Raw genomic sequence first — 20224 nt, forward strand, 5'->3', positions numbered from 1 at the left:
TATGCAATTACATGAATTCCCTTATTTTGCCAGTGATCTGATTAATCTGCGCTCAAGCGAAGACCTTTCCGGGCTTCGGGAAAACCAGCCTGTCAGCCTGATGCCCTACAACGATGGCTGGATGCTCCAACAGGAGATGGAACATATTCAGGTATCCTGCTCCGCTCAGGACTGGCCATTTTTAACCAGCCTGACACTGCGCGATCAGACTCGCTGGATGCTGGCCCAAGTAGAAAAAAACACATTGCAGTTGCAGTATCTGGCACCCGTCGAGGTCACTGCGCTGGATCTGCAATTGGGTGTCGACGGCCTGATCTCCGATGATTTGTTCACCAAACAGGAAATCAAAGAAAACGACATTGAATTGGCGGGTCAGTGGCTGCAAGAGCACTTTGTGGTAACAAGCCAGTCTCCCGAGGCGACTGAAGAACACTGGCTGGCCATAGCCCGCTTCAGCAACTCTGGGTCAGGAAAGGGTTTCCAACTGCTGGGCAAAGGCTGGCGTGCTGACGTCGAAGCCGAAAAAGACGGGCGTCATTTGATCCGTCGTATTACCCGACATCCTCGTCGCGATAATGGCTTTTCTCTGCTCTCGGGCAGTTTCTCTTTTCAGGATGCCAGCGCTACAGCTGCATTGAATAGCGCAACCCACAAAGCAACTCTGGACGCAGCCCTGCGAGACAACGGCAGCTATCTGGAGCTCTGGAATCTGTACAACGACAAGGAGTGGGCCATTGCCCTGAAACAGGCAGAGACCCTGAAAGCGTTACGCTTTACCCATGCAGAAGCCTTTGAAGATGGTCGTACCAACCGCTGGCGGATCTGGCCCAAGTCCAGTGATGCATTCAAAGAGTTCCAGGAACGCTGGCGATCACTCGACATTGGAAAATCCGAGCAAGTGGATTTATCACATCAAGCCCCCGATTGGGCTGAAGAGCTGAGAACCGAAAATAAAGCCGAACCGCAGCAAGAAAATGCTCGTGGTGAAATACGGTTTGAAGAGGATCATCTGGTATTTACACCGGCATCAGACCGCAAAAAAGATATTCCCCGCTTTGACCTGCCACAAAAGTCAGCCGATAAAAACGACAAGCCCAAAGACGGCTGGCTTTATCTCTCCCTAGCGGGTCAGTGCACCATTGCCAAGCGTCGTATGATTGCTCGCCAGGCGATCGATTCTGGCAAACGCATGCCGCAACTCAAATCGTTACTGGAAGGTGTATCGATCCCTTCGGATCGTCGCCGCAAAATCCAAGGGCTGACGTCCTACGCCAAAGAAACGTTCAAGGGTGGCAAGCCTACCGACAAGCAACTGCTTGCCCTGGAAACCGCTCTGAACACACCGGATGTCGCGATCATTATTGGCCCACCTGGCACAGGGAAAACCCAGGTAATCGCCGCGCTTCAACGCCGACTGGCAGAAGAGTTTGAGGAACAAAACCTCAGCGGTCAGGTGCTGGTCAGCAGCTTTCAACACGATGCTGTCGATAACGCCTTGGATCGCAGCCAGGTCTTTAACCTGCCCGCAACACGAGTTGGTGGTAAAAAAGGCAGTGCCGAAGAAGAAAGCGGTTTTGGTCGCTGGGTCGATGCTCAGGCTCAATACCTGAATGAGCAAATTGACCAGCAATACCAACAACAGCCGTTGCTAAAGCAACTGGATGAACTCAACGCCAGTCTGGCGCTGTTGCGGGTAAGCCAGTATTCACCTGCTCAATATGTCAGGCAACTGAGCCTGCTACTTAAGCAGCTACAGCAACTGGAGCAGCATCGAGTCAGATTGCCATCCCGGCTGATCAGTGAATTTGAAGACTATGTTGCAGAGCAAAAAAGAAAAGCCCCAAAAACCAGCAATATCGAACATAACCAAAACACGCTGCGGTTTATCCGAGGGCTGCGAATTACGCCCACCAGCTTTGCTGATGATGGATCGTTGCGTGCCGATGACCTGTTGCGAGAACTGAAGCGTCAGCTCTACCGCTTCCAGCACGAAGACCAAGCGATACTGGAGCAAGCTGCTCAAACTCAACAGGCAGACGACGGCTTACTGAAATTACTCGAAGATTTGCAAAACCGATTACTAGATCAGCATCTGCCCGACTACCGCCCACCGGAGCTGAAACAGTCTCTGGATGACGCTGGGCTAAAGCTGATCGACCAGATCGAAAGCGCTCTTGATCAACAGATGCAGCAACACAAACAAGGCGTTGCCTGGGCGTTACAGGAACTGGCGAACAGTATCGAAACAGATCGCCAGGCCGCGCTGACGACAACAGAAGAATACGCCATGGTCGTCGGCGCAACCTGCCAGCAGGCCGCAGGCAACAAGATGGCAAGCTTGAAGTCCGTGGCTGGGCTGGACAGCTCAGAAATCGACTTTGATACCGTCGTTATCGACGAAGCCGCTCGCGCCAATCCTCTGGACCTGTTCATCCCTATGTCTATGGCGAAGCGCCGAATCATTCTGGTCGGGGATGATCGCCAGCTTCCACATATGCTGGAACCTGATATCGAGGGCCAGCTTCAGGAAGAGCACCAGCTGACAGAACAGCAACTCGAGGCTTATCGCACCAGCATGTTCGAGCGTATGCGTTCCTTACTGAGCAAACTGCAGCAACAGGATGAAACCAAGCGTGTGGTGATGCTCGATACGCAGTTCCGTATGCATCCGATACTGGGGGATTTTGTCAGCCAGCAGTTCTACGAATCCATTGGTATGGACAAGGTGAAATCCGATCGCCCGGAAAGTGACTTTGCCTTTGAGCCTGAGTTTTTGAAAGCCCTTGGTAATCGCCAGGCAAACTACGACAACAAGGTTTGCCAATGGATTGATGTACCAGCATCTGAGGGTACATCGACCGAGCAAGACAAAAGCTGGATTCGCGAGGCAGAAGCTGAATGTATCGCCGCAGAAGTCAAAGCCTTGTTTGAAGCTGAAATCAACTCCCACTCAGGAGATAACCGTCTTTCAGTTGGTGTCACCACTTTTTATGCCGCTCAACGCGACCTGATACTGAAAACACTGGCAAACACTCTCGTTGATAACACACCACTCTTCATTAAAAGCGCCGATGACTACGAACCGCATCAACGATTTAAATTCGCTTTCAAACCCAAAAGCGACGGGACGATAGATGTTGAGGAAGGACTACGTGTTGGCTCCGTCGATGCCTTCCAGGGCAAAGAATTCGACATTGTACTGCTCTCCTGTGTACGCACATGGCACAAACCCAAACCAGCAAAATCCCTCAATAATAACGAACCAGAGAAGTTGGCAGAGGAAAGCCACGAAACCCAACTCAACCGTATGTTTGGCTTCCTGCGCTTGCCTAACCGTATGAACGTGGCCATGAGCCGTCAACGTCAGATGCTGATCTGTGTGGGCGACGCTCAATTAGCCACCAATCCGGATGCCGAAGAAGGTGTTCCTGCTCTGCAGGCCTTCTATCAACTGTGTGGAGGTGACCATGGCAGCCTTCGTTGATTCCTCAACCTACCTGAAATATGGGCGTCGTCCGCCCTGCAAGCACGATAAAGTGCTTGCCGTGTTATGGCCAGTTATGGTTCACCGAGTGTTGTACCCAGAGGTAAAACAGCCCACGATGAACCTGTTTCAGAAAGCCGTGCTGCGCCTGATTCGGGCCAAAACCCACGACGCCGAAGACATTGCACAGCTGACTGGCCTACACACCAACTTGATCAAGCTGATTCAGGCTCAGCTAGTAAGTCGTGGCTGGATTAATGATCAAGCAACCGAACTTACTGATAACGGCATCAAAGCCATCACTGAGGAAGACAATCAAAGTGAGCAGCTGGCCAGCGGTTATCTGTTTCAGGATGCCGTTACCGGCAAACTATGGCCACGGATTGATAACAAACTCAAGGTGATGGAAGCCAGTAATCCCCAATCCAAATACCCCGAATTTGTTCAGGATCGTAAGACCGGATATACCCTGAAACCCTTTAAGCCAGCTCCCCCAAAATCAGACTGCTCACAGCCAGATACCAAAGGCGCACTGAATGCCTGGCAGGATTACCGGGCTGATTACCGGGCAGCCAAACAGCTACATTCCGGTAGCGGTATTCCAAAGCAGATCAAATTATCAGGTATCCGTTTTCAAACTGAACAACCGGAGTCTGCCTGGATTCTGGTTTGGGTGACCCCCAGCCATGATTCAAATCTTTGGAGCATCAAAGACCCATTCGATATTCGCGACGAAGCCTGGTGGCTGAAGGATACCCTTCCCCAATTGCTGGAAAACAATAACCACCTGCTTAAACAGCTCGCGAAGCTGATTGGGCAAGCCGAGCCAGATACACAAACAGTCGCCGAATGGCTACAGAGCTTGAAGGAGCAATCTCAGTTGCATGTTCTAGTGAACTATCCATGGGCACAAAAAGAACCAGACATTGCTGCGGCCATTGCGGTGCTGCTCACCCGTAAAGAAACACTCGAGCAAGGCCAGGATCACAAAAATGACCTGGAAGCGGCGGTTACCGAGAGCCAGAAACTGCTGGAGGTTTTGATGCAATGGTTGATCAAAACCTTTCCTGCCAACACAGGCTCATTACCTAAGCAGAGTAAAAACAATCACGAGCTGAATAAAAAGCTGCTGACCGCATTGGCCTTGCCTGCTTTTACCGATCAGGTAATCGAGCCTTTGTCACGACAAAGCCTGAAGGTGGCCATCAGTACCTTACGAACACCATCCAGCTCTTTAAAAGGCCTGGTATTCGCCGCTGCCTTAGGTTCACTCGGCCACGACAATCACCCGTTTAAACAGCTCACCAACCAACGGCTACAACTTCGCAAACTGCTCGATCTGGCGGATTTACGCAATCAGACCAGCCACGGTAATAGCCGTTATACCGGCAAACAGTACACAGAAATAACACTGGAAATTGCGCAGCAACATATCGACTACGCGCTGCAATTTACCGAACACTTCAAGGAATGGATTAATGGCTAAGAAACAAAATCGTCCAACCCCTCCGCCACAGGGAAATACAGCAGCAGCCCTGAAGCCAACGCCTGCTATGAACCTCGAAAAACAGGTGCCCATGTGGACGGCATCTTTTGAGAGCGCCAGCAAGATCTATCAAAGCACCAATAACTCACTGAACATTAATGTTGATCAGCAATATCTGAAAGCGCTGATCAACGCCATTCCCGCCGATAAGGCAAATGAGTTCGGAAAATGGATTCAAAGCTTTGCGGACGTCTGCAAGGAGATTGGCAAGTACCAGCAAAACCTGGAGCAGGAATACAGTGCTCGCTGGGATACCTGCAATCAAAAATGGCAAGAAGCCGAAAGCAAAGAACACGAGCAAGCAAAGCTCTCTCAGGAACTTGCTGATGCCCAAGCTGAGTTTTCAGAACAACAAGAAGAACTTCAACAACAACAAACCCTACAAGCCAAACTACAAGGTGAATTGACCAAACGCGAGCGAGAAATCAGTGCACGCGAATTAAATGCTGAAGCCGATTTTGAACAGCAAAACCGTAAGGCGTTGGAAAAGCTGAAGCAGCAGCATCAAGATGAAAAAGCGACTTTTAAGACGGCTCTTGCAGAGCTGCAAAAACAGAAATACGAATTGGAACTGGCGATTCAGAAGGCCCAAATAGAACTGACGGCGGCAGAACAAGAACGTAAACGTGCCTTGGATGAACGTGACTTACAGCTGGAGCAAAGTAGCGCTCAACTTGCAACTGAACAGGCCAAATTTGCCAAAGAAAAAGCCTTGCTTGAAAACGCCAGGCAAGCGCTGAAACAGGATAAACAGACCTACAAACTGGATCTGGACCTTGGCAACGAATTTACCCAACAACGTATCGAAAATGACCGACAGCAAATTGAGTTCACACTGTCTGTTGAACGTCAAAAAATCGATGCCGAATGGGAGGATCTTCGTCAAGCCAAAGAAAACCTTGATGCATTGGTAGACGAAGCTATGGAGCGTGAGCGCGAGTCACACTCAATTGCGCTGGACAAGCTAAACGCCAAGTTAGATGACAACTGGGGAAAAATCGACGACCTTAAAGACCAGCTATCCAGCTTTAGGGATCTGGAAAACGCGCTTGGCTCCCAAACAGCAGAAGAGTTTTTGCAGCAGCTGGACAACCTGAAAGATCAAAATCGCCAGTTAGAACGTCAGCTGAATGAATCCGACACTGCCGAACTGCAAGAAACCAACGAGTTCCTGCGTAGTCGTGTGTCTGATCTGGAAACAGAACTTTCCCAGCTGCGCCCCCAGCTCTTACAAGCGCAAACAGAAGCGGCTCATAAACGAATTGCAGCAACCGAGCTTTACAGTAAAGAGCAGGAAAACCGACTTCTGACCCAGCATAAAAATACCTTGCAGGTTCATATCGATGACCTTGAAAGCCGTATCAGCCAGCTGACCGATGCTCACAAGACCCAGACACCATTCCCAGCAATGTCTGGTATGGATACTGGCAAGGATTTCCAGGCCACTATGGAATTGGAAGATATCCCGGATCTGTCCACCTTTGCCGAAGAGCTCCAACACCGCATTGCCCTGGCCGAGCGTGTAAAACTCTACTATCCAATCGAGGATATCCGCACACTGCTCGGTGGCCTGGCCATGAGTCAGTTACACGTATTCCAGGGCATCAGTGGCACAGGTAAAACCAGCCTAGCCAAGGCTTTCGCCAAAGCTATGGGCGGTTTCTGTACCGATATTGCTGTTCAGGCTGGTTGGCGCGATCGTGATGATCTGCTGGGTCATTACAACGCCTTTGAGCGCAAGTTTTACGAAAAGGACTGCCTGCAAGCCCTGTATCAGGCGCAGACTCCACGCTGGAGTGATACCTGCAACGTGATTCTGCTCGATGAGATGAACCTTTCACGTCCGGAACAGTATTTCTCTGAGTTTTTATCAGCACTGGAGAAAAACGACCGCAAGGAACGATTAATCAGTCTGGCCGAAACCGCGCTGCCCAATGCGCCTAAAGGATTGAAAGAAGGCCGCCAGATTTTGGTGCCAAGTAACGTCTGGTTTATCGGCACCGCCAACCACGACGAAACCACCAACGAGCTAGCCGACAAGACCTACGACCGCGCCCATGTGATGACGCTGCCGAAGCAGGACAATCGATTCAAAATCACCAAGTACGATTCAGCAAGCTTTTCATTCACATCCTTACAGAGAGCTTTTCAACAAGCTAGCCAACAGCACACGCCGCAAGTGCAAGAGCTTCTCAAGCAATTGGCAGATCACGACATCACCACTCAACTTGCTGAGACCTTTGACCTTGGCTGGGGCAACCGTTTTGAGCGTCAGGCCAAGCGCTTTATTCCAGTCATGCTGGCCTGTGGAGCCACAGAAGGTGAAGCACTCGACCACCTGCTGTCTACCCGAGTGATGCGTAATGGCAAGGTGACTGGCCGCTACGATGTTACCGCCGAGGATGTGGGGAAGCTCAGCGATGCATTGCAGGATTTCTGGAGCAAAACCGACCTTAAGGGCGATCCAGACAAGTCCCTGCAACTGCTGGAAACAGACCGTCAACGCAAGGAGCGCGGTGGCTAATGTGGTTTGATCGATTCACCAATACCAAATGCTTCGATCTGCCAATGCAGATCGAATCCGGGCGTTATGTCTGGGAAGGAAAGCATGCCGAGTGTCTGAACGGGCACTCCGATATTTATCCAGGGGAGATACTGGTCAGCGATGGCTCAGAGCGCTGCAGCCTGAATCAGACAAACCATCAGTTTTTGATGCCAGACAAAAACCGACAGCAGGACATCAGCCTGTTTGAAAACGCTATTGCCACCATTGGCAGACAACTGGAGCATGATAGCAAACTAATGTCCCCCATGCTGCCTTCTGCAGTCGTTGATGCTGATTCTCACCTGTTGCCATTGGAAAAAAAACTGCAGATTATTCTTGAAAAAGGCCACCTGCATCAGATATCTCATCGGCCTCGTTTGGATATTCGCTATGAAGAAGAAATCACCGATGTAGCCCGCGCCAAACGACTGGCCAAAGGTGCGCTGGTACACCTAGCATCCCACTCAGAGTGCTGGCAACGCCAAACCCTGAGTGGCGTCGTTCCCAAAAAAGTAAAAGCCCGTTTTAGTGAAGATGACTTCCACATCTACGAGAACCGGGTGTATGCACGCCTGCTAGATAAGCTTGATACTCATTTAACCCAGCGTATCCGCACTGTTGAGCAACTGAACGACACACTGGACAAGGCACTCAGGTTTTACGACAACCGTGATATTCACCATCGTTTGTCCTACAAAGTATGTGATCTTTGGGGGCAAACTTTTGATGAAGAAGCCACACTGGAAACACTGACGTTACTGGAAGAAACCCTTACCATGTTGCGGGCCATGCATCACAGCATTTGTAACCTCAAACAAAGCGGTCTGTATCTATTGATCAACCGTAACACGCAAATCGGTGGTGCACTACACCGTACCAACATCCTTAATCACGATGCTCACTATCGGTATTTATCAATACTTTGGGAAATGCTAAGTAAAAACCAACAGAGATTAAAGAGTTCACCTGCAGAACAATTTGTCCGTAACCAAGAGTTATCAGAATACTATTGTCGTTATGTTGGGCTCCATTTTCAGCATGCATTGAAACCCTATAGTGCTGAGGTTGAGTGTAAATATGAATCACAAGAGAAGGTGTTTGTTTGGGCTGGACGAGAGTTTAAGTTAACCAGAGAAGGTTTTGACTGGACATTAGTAGAAAATAGAGAGCAGGTTGATGTGCTGCGGATCAAAACATGGCTAGGTTTTCATGACCATAATTATGAAAAATCAAACTCGCTGATTGCCTTCTCATCAATAGACCAAGAGCTAAAGCCTTCTATTGATCGTGACAATGCAATACCTCTATCACCAATGGATTTGTACGGTGTAGAGAGGTTGGGGTGGTTTGTTGATCGCACAATGACCCAATTTTTAGTTGCAAACTACGGTGAGCCGATACAGAAACTCCCCCAGGAATTATTAGACTTTTTAAGTGCATCAAATAGTAAACATAAAAAGTCATTGAAGTTAACTGGAGATATTCCGCCAAGTTTATGTGTTCTTGAGGATGTTTCTAATGATTTTTCCTCAGCGTTGATAAAAGTATTAAGAGAAAATAACGCTCATGAACAAGCTGATTCTTTAATATTACGAATAGAAGAGATTAAAGTACTGCAACAATGCCCAGTGTGTGATTCAAGAAATATACCACTAAAAAGCCAAGCTAATAGTACATTTAGTTTACATTGTGATAGCTGTAGAACTAATCGTTACTTGATAAAAAACCGCCTGGGTGAGAGAGATCTTCTACTTAAGGTAAATAATGAAGTCTCTGATTCATTCTCTTCATTGGGGAGGTGGTTTAGCGGTAGCAACTAGTTCTCCCAAAATAATTCACTCTACTTTATTAACAACGAGTTAGTTTTTTCAAAAATTTGTTATTCAAAGCTAGTTATAAAAATTCAATGTTGTATCACCTGCGCTCGTTGTTGAGCGAAGCTCATAAACTGGTGTAAACTCTGATAATTGGTATGCCTAGATTTGTGACCAATTTTTTTAAAAAATTGGTCACAATGAGCAATGAGCAGTCTTTTCTATTTCGGTTTTAACCAATAAGTTATTTTATAAGTTGTTGATTTTTAATCTGATTTACTTGAAATTTCCCAAAGTGTTGGTTGAGATAAGTTAAAGTTCTTTTGATTTTTCGCCCTTACAAGGCGAATGTCGGGAGTTCGAACCTCTCCACACCCACCATCTAGTTATCCTCTTATAGTGTATTCAATTCCAAATCACTTTTATCTGTATCCAGTCGTTAAGCACTGTCCCTTTCTAATTACATTATTCAGTAGCCTAAATATCTCGCTTCCTCTTTCTTTATATCTTCTGAAAGATGTTCTCTAACAATTAATTTATCTGCTGGATACGAGAGGCATATGAGCTTTCGAGAATTTTGCGTTGGTAGGCAAATGGGGTTGAGCTGACGAGATTCTTAAACTCGCGCATAAAATGGGGTTGATCGCTAAAACCGAGGCTGTTTGCAAGTTCGATGAAGGTGACTTCAGACAGTTGGTTGATGTGATTAACAGCCGTTTGGCAACGAATGATTCGACTGAACTCCTTTGGTGAGACGCCTAATTCTTCTCGAAATAAGCGTTGTAACGTCCGTTTACTGATCCCAGTAAGGCTCTCCAACTCGGATATCTGTATATTTCCTGAGCGTTCTATAATCGTATCCAGTGCAATAAGAGTTTTATTCGACGGGTTGGAAAACGCTTCTTTTGCTAAGTGTTGCTGGATGATTTGAGTTTGTGCGTTGAAATCTTGGTTGGAGATTAGCTGCTCTAGAAGAAAGTCTCGGTCTTGGATCAGGTCAAATAAGTTCAGCCGTTTATTTATGAGTTCTTTAGCGCACACATTTAAATACTTAGGCAGCACTCCAGGAGTAAATCTCACACCAATATAATCGTGGCCCGTTATCAACTTGGCATTTTGAGCCCGCAATGTTGAGCCGCAGAGCTTGGCACTTGGAGAGGATCCAGAGCAATCGAACATGATGTCGATGCAACCATCAGGAATTGCAAAGGTGGCGCCGGCCTGCACACCCGCTTGAAATCGGTAAATCTGAGAAATGTTCTTCACTTGAGGCTGGAATTGAGCAAAACCTTTCATTGCATTGAGCACAAACCAAGGCTGCTCACTCGTTCCATAACACGCTTTTGCTGGTGTACGCATTGCTTAAGCCTATAAATATTCTTGTTATCAACCCAGAGCTGAATCGCTAAATCGCCGTTTGGCGTGTTTCTTCAATATTTTCTCTTCTAAACTCATTACTGTACTGAGTAGATAGCACGATTCACTTAGGTCGTAATGGAAGCTATTAAAACAAAAGTTAACTTGTTAAGTATAGGTGTAATATGGCCAATAATACTAAGATTGATTTTATTTATCTGTCCGAAGAAGACATGATCAAAGCAGGTGTCACGGATATGGCGCAGTGTGTCGATACAATGGAACAGATGTTTGCGTTGCTGCACCAAGGTGACTACCGCATGGCGGGACCAAACAGTGACTCTCATGGCGCGATGATCACTTTCCCAGAGGAGTCTCCTTTCCCTACAATGCCTAAGCCCACTGCTGATCGTCGACTCATGGCTATGCCTGCGTACCTAGGTGGCGATTTCCAGACTTGTGGCGTTAAGTGGTACGGATCAAATATCGCGAATCGTGAGCGAGACCTGCCACGCTCTATTCTAATGATGATCTTGAACGACATCGAAACAAGTGCACCATTGGCTATGATGTCGGCAAACCTGCTTTCAGCCTACCGTACCGGCGCAATACCAGGTGTCGGCGCGCGTTATTTAGCACGTGAAGATGCCAAAGTGATTGGCTTACTTGGCCCAGGAGTAATGGGTAAAACAACCGTCGCATCGTTTATGGCGGTTCGTCCTAATATCGATACCATCAAAATTAAAGGCCGTGGCCAGAAAAATTTAGACAGTTTCGTGGCATGGGTGAAAGAGACGTATCCTCAGCTAACAACTATTCAGGTTGTTGATTCTATCGAAGACGTTGTCCGCGGTTCAGATCTGGTGTCGTTCTGTAACTCTGGGGAAGTCGGAGATCCGTCTCTTTACCCAATGGTGAAGCATGAATGGGTTAAGCCGGGAGCGTTCTTAGCGATGCCTGCTAGTTGTAGCCTAGATGATGGCATGAGTAGCGGTAACGTCCGTAAAGTGATGGACAGTATTGGCCTCTACAAGGCGTGGTATGAGGAAGTTCCTAAGCCTGCGCACAATCATATTCCTTTAGTTGGCATGCGCTTTATGGACATGATAGACGCCAAGCTTATGGCGGAATCTGAACTGGAAGATCTAGGAGCAATTGTCTCCGGCGATACGCCAGCCCGTCAAAATGACGACGAAATTATCATTATGTCAGTCGGTGGTATGCCTGTAGAGGACGTAGCTTGGGCCACTGTCGTGTATCGCAACGCAGTAGAAAAAGGAATCGGTGTATCACTGAACCTTTGGAACAGCCCAGCACTCGCTTAACCCACATTCCTATTTATTTAATAAAAGATCTATAAAGGCATACTTATGACTAAAATTGTAAAAGTGAAAACCGGCTCAAAGTTTGAAGAAATTGCTAGTTACTCTCGTGTTGTTGCCGTTGATAACTGGATATACGTCTCCAACACCGCAGGTCGAAACCCAGAGACCAAAGAAATACCAGAAGATGCCATCGAACAAACTGAGCAAGTCTTCCAAAACATTGAACGTGCTTTGGCGGCAGTCGGTTCGAGTTTGAAAGATGTTGTTGTGTCTCGTGTATTCATTCAGGACCCCGCAGACACAGAAAAGGTAATGGCGTTTATTGGTACAAAGTTCCGCGGCGTCGATCCAACCACGACGGTTACCTGTCCTCCTCTGGGGTCCACCGTTTATAAAGTGGAGCTAGAAGTGACCGCCTATCGCGGTGCAGCAGAAGCGGATGTAGAAACCATTACAGTGGCCATGTAATAAAACAGTGGTGGGCTGACTGGCAGATCCAGTTCAGCCTACACGGAGGAATGGTATGACGATAACACTTGAGCGTTTAACAACAGATAATGAGTTACCAAGCTCGACATCTGTTGTGGTGATTGGTGGCGGTATTGCTGGTGTGTCTGCAGCGTTGGCGTTAGCAGAGCGTAATATCTCCGTGGTTCTACTTGAAAAGGGTCATATTGCTGGGGAGCAATCTTCGAGAAACTTAGGTTGGATTCGTAAAACCAGTCGCCATCTCGATGACGTCCCACTTGCTTTAGTCGCTGATACGCTCTGGTCTCAGATGGCAGATCGTGTAGGGAGTGATGTCGGTTATAAGCAATCTGGCATTATGTTCCTATCACAAACCGACGAACAGTTAGGAATGCATGAAGCGTGGCTTAAGTCCGTTGAGTCTTTGTCTTTAGGTTCAAAAATGCTGTCTCAAAAAGAGATTCATCAGTTTGTGCCGGGCGGGGTGGGCCAATGGAAAGGTGGGCTTTACACACCAACCGACGGTAAGGCTGAGCCTCATCTTGCGGTGCCTGCAATGGCCAAAGCAGCCATCCAACGAGGGGCGAAGATTGTCCAACATTGTGCCGTGCGTTCGCTAGTGACAACAGCAGGAAAGATCAGCGGTGTGTTGACAGAAAAAGGAGAGATTCGCTGTGAGCAAGTGTTGTTAGCGGGAGGGGCTTGGTCTCGTCGCTTTTTGGGGAATCATGGGATTGCACTACCTACCTTGCCACTTGTGTGTTCTGTTCTGCGTACTGCACCGATGGAAGGTCCAACGGATATTGCGGTAGGGGGCCCTGATTTCTCTTTTAGAAAGCATCAAAATGGCGGCTACATCATTACTCAGCGAGGTAAGCTCGACGCGCCGGTGACGCTGGATCACTTACTCATAGGTCACAAATATTTAGATCAGTTAAAGCATCAGCGTAGTTTTCTAAAAGTATCGTTTGGGTCGACCTTCTTCAAAGACTTAGCGCTTGGTAGAAAATGGAACGCCAATGCCGCAAGTCCAATGGAGAAAGTTCGCGTCAACAACCCTCCCGTTAATCACCAGCTAAATCAGGATGCGTTAAACAATTTAAGCAACGCTTGGCCTGCGTTTGAAAAAGCCTCTATTGAAGAAGCTTGGGCTGGGGTGATTGATGTAACACCTGATTCTAATCCTGTGATTGATCGCATCGCTAGCATTCCAGGCTTAACCATTGCGACTGGCTTTTCTGGTCATGGTTTTGGAACAGGGCCCGCTGCAGGCCAGTTGGCAGCGGACATTGTTGCGAATGAAACGCCTATCATTGATCCAAAACCCTACAGGTTTGATCGCTTTTAAATAGACAGAAAATGTCCCTAAAGGGACATAGAAGATAGGAAGGAGCAGGTGTAGTTTTTAAGGATCGCAAACAGAAGGAATCATAACAATGACTAAAAACGCGAAGCTTCTTTTGGCTCCGATCGCCTGCTCCATGTTAATCGGTGTCGCATCCACGGCTGCTATGGCTGCAGATTATCCAAATCGTCCAGTACGCTTTATTGTGCCTTGGCCTCCAGGTGATTTAGAAGATGTACTGACACGTAAAATCGCCGAAGAAATGTCTAAAGAAACAGGTGTGCCAGCGAGTGTTGTGAACAAGCCTGGCGGTGGCGGGGTGTTGGGTGCAACAACGGTGGCTCAATCTCGTCCAGATGGCAGCGTTATTGGCTCATTTGTTGTCGACTTAGTGACGTCTCAAGTGTTGAGTGGGAATGCTCCTTACTCAAAAGATGACTTCGAACCAGTTGGGATCTTCCTTGATTATCCATTTGTACTCGCAGCTAAGGCTGACGCGCCTTACAACACATTGGCTGAGCTAGCTGAGTACTCTAAATCCAATGATATTTCATTAGGCCACTTTGGTTATCAAGCATTACCAACGGCGCTAACGTTTAAAGCGGCAGACCAGTTGGGTATTCGAATCGCAGCGGATTCTGCATTTAACGAACTGAACTGCGCAACATTGGCAAATGGTGATGCCGACATCACCAATACAACCACTCAGCTAATTCTTCCATGTTTAGACTCTGGTGACGTCAAAATTTTGACTTCGTATACCTTCAATCGTTTAGTGACTGCGCCAGATGTCCCCACACTGAATGAAGTGACGGGTATTCCTCAAACACTGTGGAACGGCCTGTTTGTTAAGAAGGGTACGCCGCGAGAAGTGAAAGAAAAGATCGCATCCATTGCCCAAAATGCTCTGCAATCACCAGAGATTATTCAGCTTCAAGAAACCACGGGTGCGGGTGTCTATTGGACAAATATGGATGATGCCGAAAAAGTAATCGAGCTGGATTACGAAAATGCCAAGAAGCTTGCAGAAGCCAATCAATAGCAAAGACATACCAACGGGCTTGAAATCCACATAACAATAAAATGGTGTTACGACATGACAATTACTGTAATCAACCCTGCCACAAAAGCGGTTTATCAAAGTATTCAAGAGACAACAGAGACTGAGCTAAACGGCGTCGTTGAAAACGCAAAACAGGCCTTTGAGGTGTGGCGCTCAAAATCTGATGAAGAGCGTACTCAAGCCATGTTGAGCATTGCTGATGACATTGAAGCAAATGCGGCAGAATTGGCAGAAATCATCGTTTCTGAACAGGGCAAGCCGCTTGGGCTTGCTCAAATGGAAGTAGGTGGTGCGGCGGGTTGGACTCGATATAACTCGAGTTTGGCGCTTGAGACAGAAGTTATCGAAGACAGTGCCGAGCGTTACGTTGAAATGCAGCGTTTACCTGTCGGGGTTGTGGCATCTATCACACCATGGAATTGGCCGTTGATGATTGCTGTGTGGCACATCATGCCTGCGCTGAAGGCCGGTTGTAGCGTAGTGGTCAAACCTGCGTCAACAACTCCCGTTAACACCATCAAATTGGCTGAAATCATTAACAAACATACCGTTCCAAATTTGGTCCAAGTGGTTGTCGGTGGGGGGGCCGCGATTGGTGAGCCTTTAGTGAAGCATCCAGATGTGAAGAAACTTGTGTTCACAGGTTCAACGCCGGTTGGTAAACGCTTAGCGAAGGTGGCCGCAGCAGATCTTAAGAAAGTGACACTTGAGCTTGGAGGCAATGACGCCGGGGTTGTGCTGCAAAATGCGGATATTAGCAAACTTGCGGAAAAAATCTTCATGACGTCCTTTCTCAATATGGGGCAAACCTGTGCATGCTTGAAGCGCCTTTATGTTCATCGCTCTAAGTACGAGGAGCTGACGGAGGCCTTGGCCAAGATTGCTGCCGCTCAAGTTGTTGGTAACGGTATGGACGCAGGTGTCACATTTGGTCCGGTTCAAAATGAGAAGCAATACAACAGTGTCAGAGCCATGATTGATGAGGCGAAAGCGTCTGGAGCTGAGGTGATTGAACCTGCTTTACCAGAAGGCTTAAACGGATACTTTATTGCGCCGACATTGGTTAAAAATCCGAAGCACGAGATGTCTGTTGTGTGCGAGGAACAGTTCGGCCCTGTTCTGCCAATCATTCCTTTTGACGACGTAAAAGAAGTCATGTCGCATGCTATCCACAAGGAATTTGCACTAGGTGGATCTGTATGGGGTGAGCCGTGTGACGAGTTGGATTGGGTGGTTTCTCAATTGGATTCAGGGACAGTTTGGGTTAATAACCACGCTGAAGTATTACCTCATGTGCCATTTGGGGGTAACAAAGATTCTGGTCTAGGTGTTGAATTTGGTAAAGAAGGGTTGCTTGAGTATACGGTTAGAAAAGTCGTTAACCGAGCTAAGTAAATCATAAAGATAAGGCGCAGCTTCGGCCTGAAGCTGCGCCTTTTTTATGGGGTAATGCATGAAACATATTCTTTATGCTTCTGACTTGGAAAACGGAAGTAGAGTGGTATTGCACGCTGCGATTGAGCAAGCAATCCAAAGTAAAGGGCGAATTTATTTTTTACATGTGTCGGAACAGTTTCATCGTGGTCAAGACGAAACATTGGGCGGCTTTCGGGTAAAAAAAGCCCACGACAAGCATCTGGAATCGCTGAAAACCGAAATACGTGCCTATATGAAGCAGCGGATTCACAGCTTTGTAACAGAAGAGCTGGAGCAATCTGCATTTGATGAAGAGCAGATAGAAGTGATGGTTTCATTTGGCGAGCCCGCGAAAAAGATTGTTGAAGTGGCCGAGGAAATCGATGCCCAGATGATTGTGATGGGGGATCGACGGGTGAACGCGCTATCACGATTATTTTTAGGGTCTACGGCTCAACAGGTCATTCATCGCGCATCAAAACCCGTATTGATTGTTCCGATTTCCAATACCATCAAGCAAGCGAAGGTCGGAGCCTAATATGGATCAAGCATATCGTAAATCCAAGCTATTCTTCATCGTAACATTTGTCATCTCCTGCTACCTGATATTCAGCTTTCCTGAACATACTACGACCACACTCAAAAGAGTGCGGGGCTGGTACACACAGCCTTATGTGGCGCCATTAGTTGGCTTGAGCATTCTGGCTTTTTTCTCCTTCATAAAACTGCTTACTCTGTTAAAACCCCAGCAAGGAGAGCCTACCCTTGTTCAAGGACTGATTGATAACCTCCCGTACTACCAAGTGGTCGTGATCACCGGAGGGCTGTTTGTTGTTTATATCTATGCCTTGGGGTGGATTGGCTTTGCTCCAGCTACGCTCCTATTCGTATTAGCGCTACTTTGGCTGAGTCGTTTATTGACTTGGTTTTGGGCGTTTTGTGCCGTGGCGGCGGTGTCAATGATCGTTCTAATTTTTCGAGTAGGGGTCAATATTTGGTTTCCGGATGTTGTGCTCTATGAAGCACTGTTTAGTGACGATGTCCTTTGGTTTACGAACAGTTACTTGTAGAGATAATGTTATGGAATTGATTAGTTTAGGTATTAATGAAGTTCTAAGTGGTGGCGTTATTTGGGCGGTTATTCTCGGAGCGCTGATTGGTGTCACCATTGGCTCAATTCCGGGTCTTGAGCCCGCCGGTGTGATGGCGATTTTGCTGCCATTGACCTTCTCTATGGAGCCTCTGTTTGGGGTCACTCTTTTATTAGGTGTCTACGGTGGCGCTTGGTATGGCGGAGCGATCCCTGCGATTTTGATGAATACGCCGGGGACGCCAGTGGCGGTGCTAACCACGTACGATGGTTATCCCATGGCAAAGCGAGGGGAAGGGAAAAAGGCACTTTCGATCGCTTACACCTCGTCATTTTTCGGAGGCATAGTCTCTGTATTGTCATTGGTATTTTTCGCACCGGTGTTGTCTCAAGTGGCGACGCTGTTTGGCTCGGCTGAATTTGCCATGTTGGCGTTACTCGGCATGGTCTTCGTCGTACTAGCACATAATAATTATGCCATTGAAGCAGCGGCAATGATTGGCCTAGGGATGTTTCTAGGTACCGTTGGTATTGATCGTTCGTACAACACGCAGGTTTACACGTTAGATCAACCTTTTCTATTAGCCGGTGTTCCTTTAGTGCCCGCAGTTATTGGCTTATTCGCGATGTCTCAAGCTTATATTCTATTGTCGGCTAAGAGTGGCGACTCATTCAAAACGAAACTGGAAGGTTCTGGCCATATGTCAGGCGTTGTGGTCTTGCTGCGCAATAAAGTCACAGCGATTCGCTCTGCGGTATTGGGGGTATTAATGGGGCTGTTGCCGGGCGTCGGTGAATTTGGCTCGCAGTTTTTCTCCTACACGCTTGCCCAGAAATTCTCCAAAAAGCCCGAGGAGTTTGGTAACGGCGCTGAGGCGGGGATTGTCGCGTCTGAGACCTCAAATAATGCTGTTACGGCATCGGTCATGATCCCTCTACTGGCATTTGGGATTCCCGCGGATGCGTTGATGGCCATGCTGCTATCAGTATTCATGGTGCATAACTACATCCCTGGACCACGCTTGTTTACAGAGCATCCTGAGTTTATCTCTGGTCTTTATGTTTCGTTATTCATCATGAACGTATTTGTGTTTGTGTACCTGACGTTTGCGTCGAAATACATTGTTAATATCACTCGTATTCGAGGCCGATTCATCGGTGCATTGATTTTTGTCTTAGGCTTCTTAGGTGCTTACAGTCAAAATTATCAAATCACCGATGCGCTGATTGCATTGTTCTTTTCTATCATTGGTTACATCATGAAGCGGAACAATATTCCGGCCGTGCCTATTATTCTTGGTTTAGTGTTAGGCCCTGTGTTTTTGGATCGTATGCGCCAAGCGTTAGGGGTATCCAATGGCAATTTCGAGATATTTTTGGATCGTCCGATTGCCCTGACGCTATTGATGCTAACCGTCCTATCGATTGGGGTATTTGTTGTGAGTAAGGTTCGCAATAAAACAGCTGCAGCGTAAGCGCGCAACGTATCCATAAAAAGCCCCGTATGACTGTCTAAATTCATACGGGGCTTTTTTATAAGATATTGTTTAGCCGTCTATTTAAGTCCTGTGGCGAGTGCTCGCGATGTAGCTTAGAAAGGTGAGCACACCAAACCCTGCCATAATCAGCAGTAGTGAGTTAGGTGTCCCGTCAAAGAGTAGCGACGTAATGTAAGTACTGAAGGCTCCAAGAGCAAATTGTAGGGCGACTAGCAGACCTGCAGCCGTCCCTGCGCGATTAGGAATAATGTTAAATAAGGTCGCTAAACAGTTTGCTCCAATGGAGCCGGTGACACTGATGTAGAGCATGCAAGGCAGCATAAATAATGCGGCTAGGGCAGGGGAAGCAAGGCCAGCAATACTCATACAGAGCGTGGCTACAATTGAAACAACGAGGGCAAACCTTAACGCATGCTCTGATGAGTAGCGAAGTAAAATCTGTTTGTTAATAAGCGTCATGACGATGATCGCGCCAATATTTGCAGAAAAGAGGAGCCCGTAAGTGGATTCGCTGTATCCGAAGTGCTCAATATAAACAAAGGCAGAGGCAGCGATAAAGGCAAACATGCCCGCAAATGAAAAACCGTTTGTCAGTATCAATAAACTGACTCTAGGTTCTTTGAGGCACGCCGCGTAAGAGGAAAAATAAGCCTTCATGGTGGGCGCTTGAGTCACGTTGTTTTGGGGTTCTTTAATAATGATAGAAATGGCTAAAAAAGCGATGACCGAAAACGCTGCGAGTAAGTAAAAGATCCAACGCCAATCAAAGATCTCTACAATGTATGCACCTAACAGTGGCGCAAACAGCATGACGATCATAGAAATGATATGCATAGTAGAAAGAATGCCGGCCGCTTGTTTTGGAGCAAAGTAATCTCGGACCAGCGCTCTGGCAAGCACTGCCGCAGCCGCAGCTCCGATGGACTGAAAGGCGCGGTACGCAATCAGTGATTCTCCAGATTGGGCGAAGGCACATCCTAAACTGGTTAGCGCGTAGAGTAGTGTTCCAGCTAAGAGCAGCTTTTTACGACCCAATTGATCGGAGAGGGGACCAAACAGCAGCATGCCAACGGTCATTCCTACCAGAAACGCAGTAATACTGTATTGGACGATTTGTTGGTTTGAATTTAGGTCCGCTGCAATGATGGGCAAGCTGGGTAAGTACATATCAATGGACAATGGCCCAAAAGCAACCAGGTAGCCAAGTAATGGAACCAGCCATCGAGAATGGGTTGCACTCATATTTGTGTCCTTATGAAAACAAAAAGCCAAC

General features: G+C 47.4%; 14 protein-coding genes. 12 read left to right on the forward strand and 2 right to left on the reverse strand.

Features of this window, described 5'->3' with window-relative positions; translation table 11 throughout:
- Position 1 precedes the first annotated feature (1 nt).
- From DN730_RS00280 to DN730_RS00295, 4 genes are read left to right on the forward strand one after another with little or no spacing between them, the layout of a single operon-like run.
- On the forward strand, positions 2-3484 hold the full coding sequence (locus tag DN730_RS00280; protein WP_115466117.1) for a DEAD/DEAH box helicase: 3483 nt from the start codon (positions 2-4) through the stop codon (positions 3482-3484).
- Positions 3468-4970, forward strand: coding sequence for a hypothetical protein (locus DN730_RS00285; protein ID WP_115466118.1), 1503 nt, complete (start codon positions 3468-3470; stop codon positions 4968-4970). Before DN730_RS00280 ends, DN730_RS00285 begins: the two co-directional genes overlap by 17 nt.
- Positions 4963-7554 carry an AAA family ATPase gene (locus tag DN730_RS00290; protein WP_211313803.1) on the forward strand — a complete coding sequence of 864 codons (2592 nt, stop codon included), beginning with the start codon at positions 4963-4965 and terminating at the stop codon, positions 7552-7554. Before DN730_RS00285 ends, DN730_RS00290 begins: the two co-directional genes overlap by 8 nt.
- Complete coding sequence (locus tag DN730_RS00295; protein WP_115466119.1) at positions 7554-9395, forward strand: hypothetical protein; 1842 nt, start codon at positions 7554-7556, stop codon at positions 9393-9395. Before DN730_RS00290 ends, DN730_RS00295 begins: the two co-directional genes overlap by 1 nt.
- Positions 9396-9920: 525 nt before the next feature.
- Here DN730_RS00295 and DN730_RS00300 read toward each other — a convergent pair.
- Positions 9921-10748 carry a helix-turn-helix domain-containing protein gene (locus DN730_RS00300; RefSeq protein WP_115466120.1) on the reverse strand — a complete coding sequence of 276 codons (828 nt, stop codon included), beginning with the start codon at positions 10746-10748 and terminating at the stop codon, positions 9921-9923.
- Positions 10749-10930: 182 nt separating this feature from the next.
- On the opposite strand from DN730_RS00300, the gene DN730_RS00305 reads away from it, so the two are divergent.
- The 8 genes from DN730_RS00305 to DN730_RS00340 all read left to right on the forward strand — a co-directional run bounded on the left by DN730_RS00305 (position 10931) and on the right by DN730_RS00340 (position 18927).
- On the forward strand, positions 10931-12070 hold the full coding sequence (locus DN730_RS00305) for an ornithine cyclodeaminase family protein (protein ID WP_115466121.1): 1140 nt from the start codon (positions 10931-10933) through the stop codon (positions 12068-12070).
- A gap of 45 nt (positions 12071-12115) precedes the next feature.
- A complete protein-coding gene (locus DN730_RS00310) occupies positions 12116-12538 on the forward strand; it encodes a RidA family protein (protein ID WP_115466122.1) in 423 nt (140 codons plus the stop codon).
- A 55-nt stretch (positions 12539-12593) separates the two neighbouring features.
- Complete coding sequence (locus DN730_RS00315) at positions 12594-13886, forward strand: NAD(P)/FAD-dependent oxidoreductase (protein ID WP_115466123.1); 1293 nt, start codon at positions 12594-12596, stop codon at positions 13884-13886.
- 88 nt (positions 13887-13974) lie between these two features.
- On the forward strand, positions 13975-14925 hold the full coding sequence (locus DN730_RS00320) for a tripartite tricarboxylate transporter substrate binding protein (RefSeq protein ID WP_115466124.1): 951 nt from the start codon (positions 13975-13977) through the stop codon (positions 14923-14925).
- A gap of 54 nt (positions 14926-14979) precedes the next feature.
- Positions 14980-16341: an aldehyde dehydrogenase family protein gene (locus DN730_RS00325; protein WP_115466125.1), complete on the forward strand. Its 1362-nt coding sequence runs from the start codon at positions 14980-14982 to the stop codon at positions 16339-16341.
- 58 nt (positions 16342-16399) lie between these two features.
- Positions 16400-16900: a universal stress protein gene (locus DN730_RS00330; RefSeq protein ID WP_115466126.1), complete on the forward strand. Its 501-nt coding sequence runs from the start codon at positions 16400-16402 to the stop codon at positions 16898-16900.
- Between the two features lies 1 nt (position 16901).
- Entirely contained in the window at positions 16902-17432 is a 531-nt protein-coding gene (locus DN730_RS00335; protein ID WP_115466127.1) for a hypothetical protein, read from the forward strand.
- 10 nt (positions 17433-17442) lie between these two features.
- Positions 17443-18927, forward strand: a complete 1485-nt coding sequence (locus DN730_RS00340; protein WP_115466128.1) for a tripartite tricarboxylate transporter permease — start codon at positions 17443-17445, stop codon at positions 18925-18927.
- Between the two features lie 84 nt (positions 18928-19011).
- Here the strand turns inward: DN730_RS00340 and DN730_RS00345 are convergent, their stop codons facing one another.
- A complete protein-coding gene (locus tag DN730_RS00345; protein ID WP_115466129.1) occupies positions 19012-20193 on the reverse strand; it encodes a multidrug effflux MFS transporter in 1182 nt (393 codons plus the stop codon).
- Between the last annotated feature and the right edge of the window lie 31 nt (positions 20194-20224).

This window comes from Marinomonas piezotolerans, from assembly GCF_003362755.1.
GTDB lineage: Bacteria > Pseudomonadota > Gammaproteobacteria > Pseudomonadales > Marinomonadaceae > Marinomonas > Marinomonas piezotolerans.

What these genes read in the sequence shown, in the direction of transcription:
- DN730_RS00280 (WP_115466117.1), top strand. Translation starts at nt 2, where the DNA reads ATGCAATTACATGAATTCCCTTATTTTGCCAGTGATCTGATTAATCTG.
- DN730_RS00285 (WP_115466118.1), top strand. Translation starts at nt 3,468, where the DNA reads ATGGCAGCCTTCGTTGATTCCTCAACCTACCTGAAATATGGGCGTCGT.
- DN730_RS00290 (WP_211313803.1), top strand. Translation starts at nt 4,963, where the DNA reads ATGGCTAAGAAACAAAATCGTCCAACCCCTCCGCCACAGGGAAATACA.
- DN730_RS00295 (WP_115466119.1), top strand. Translation starts at nt 7,554, where the DNA reads ATGTGGTTTGATCGATTCACCAATACCAAATGCTTCGATCTGCCAATG.
- DN730_RS00300 (WP_115466120.1), bottom strand. Translation starts at nt 10,748, where the DNA reads ATGCGTACACCAGCAAAAGCGTGTTATGGAACGAGTGAGCAGCCTTGG.
- DN730_RS00305 (WP_115466121.1), top strand. Translation starts at nt 10,931, where the DNA reads ATGGCCAATAATACTAAGATTGATTTTATTTATCTGTCCGAAGAAGAC.
- DN730_RS00310 (WP_115466122.1), top strand. Translation starts at nt 12,116, where the DNA reads ATGACTAAAATTGTAAAAGTGAAAACCGGCTCAAAGTTTGAAGAAATT.
- DN730_RS00315 (WP_115466123.1), top strand. Translation starts at nt 12,594, where the DNA reads ATGACGATAACACTTGAGCGTTTAACAACAGATAATGAGTTACCAAGC.
- DN730_RS00320 (WP_115466124.1), top strand. Translation starts at nt 13,975, where the DNA reads ATGACTAAAAACGCGAAGCTTCTTTTGGCTCCGATCGCCTGCTCCATG.
- DN730_RS00325 (WP_115466125.1), top strand. Translation starts at nt 14,980, where the DNA reads ATGACAATTACTGTAATCAACCCTGCCACAAAAGCGGTTTATCAAAGT.
- DN730_RS00330 (WP_115466126.1), top strand. Translation starts at nt 16,400, where the DNA reads ATGAAACATATTCTTTATGCTTCTGACTTGGAAAACGGAAGTAGAGTG.
- DN730_RS00335 (WP_115466127.1), top strand. Translation starts at nt 16,902, where the DNA reads ATGGATCAAGCATATCGTAAATCCAAGCTATTCTTCATCGTAACATTT.
- DN730_RS00340 (WP_115466128.1), top strand. Translation starts at nt 17,443, where the DNA reads ATGGAATTGATTAGTTTAGGTATTAATGAAGTTCTAAGTGGTGGCGTT.
- DN730_RS00345 (WP_115466129.1), bottom strand. Translation starts at nt 20,193, where the DNA reads ATGAGTGCAACCCATTCTCGATGGCTGGTTCCATTACTTGGCTACCTG.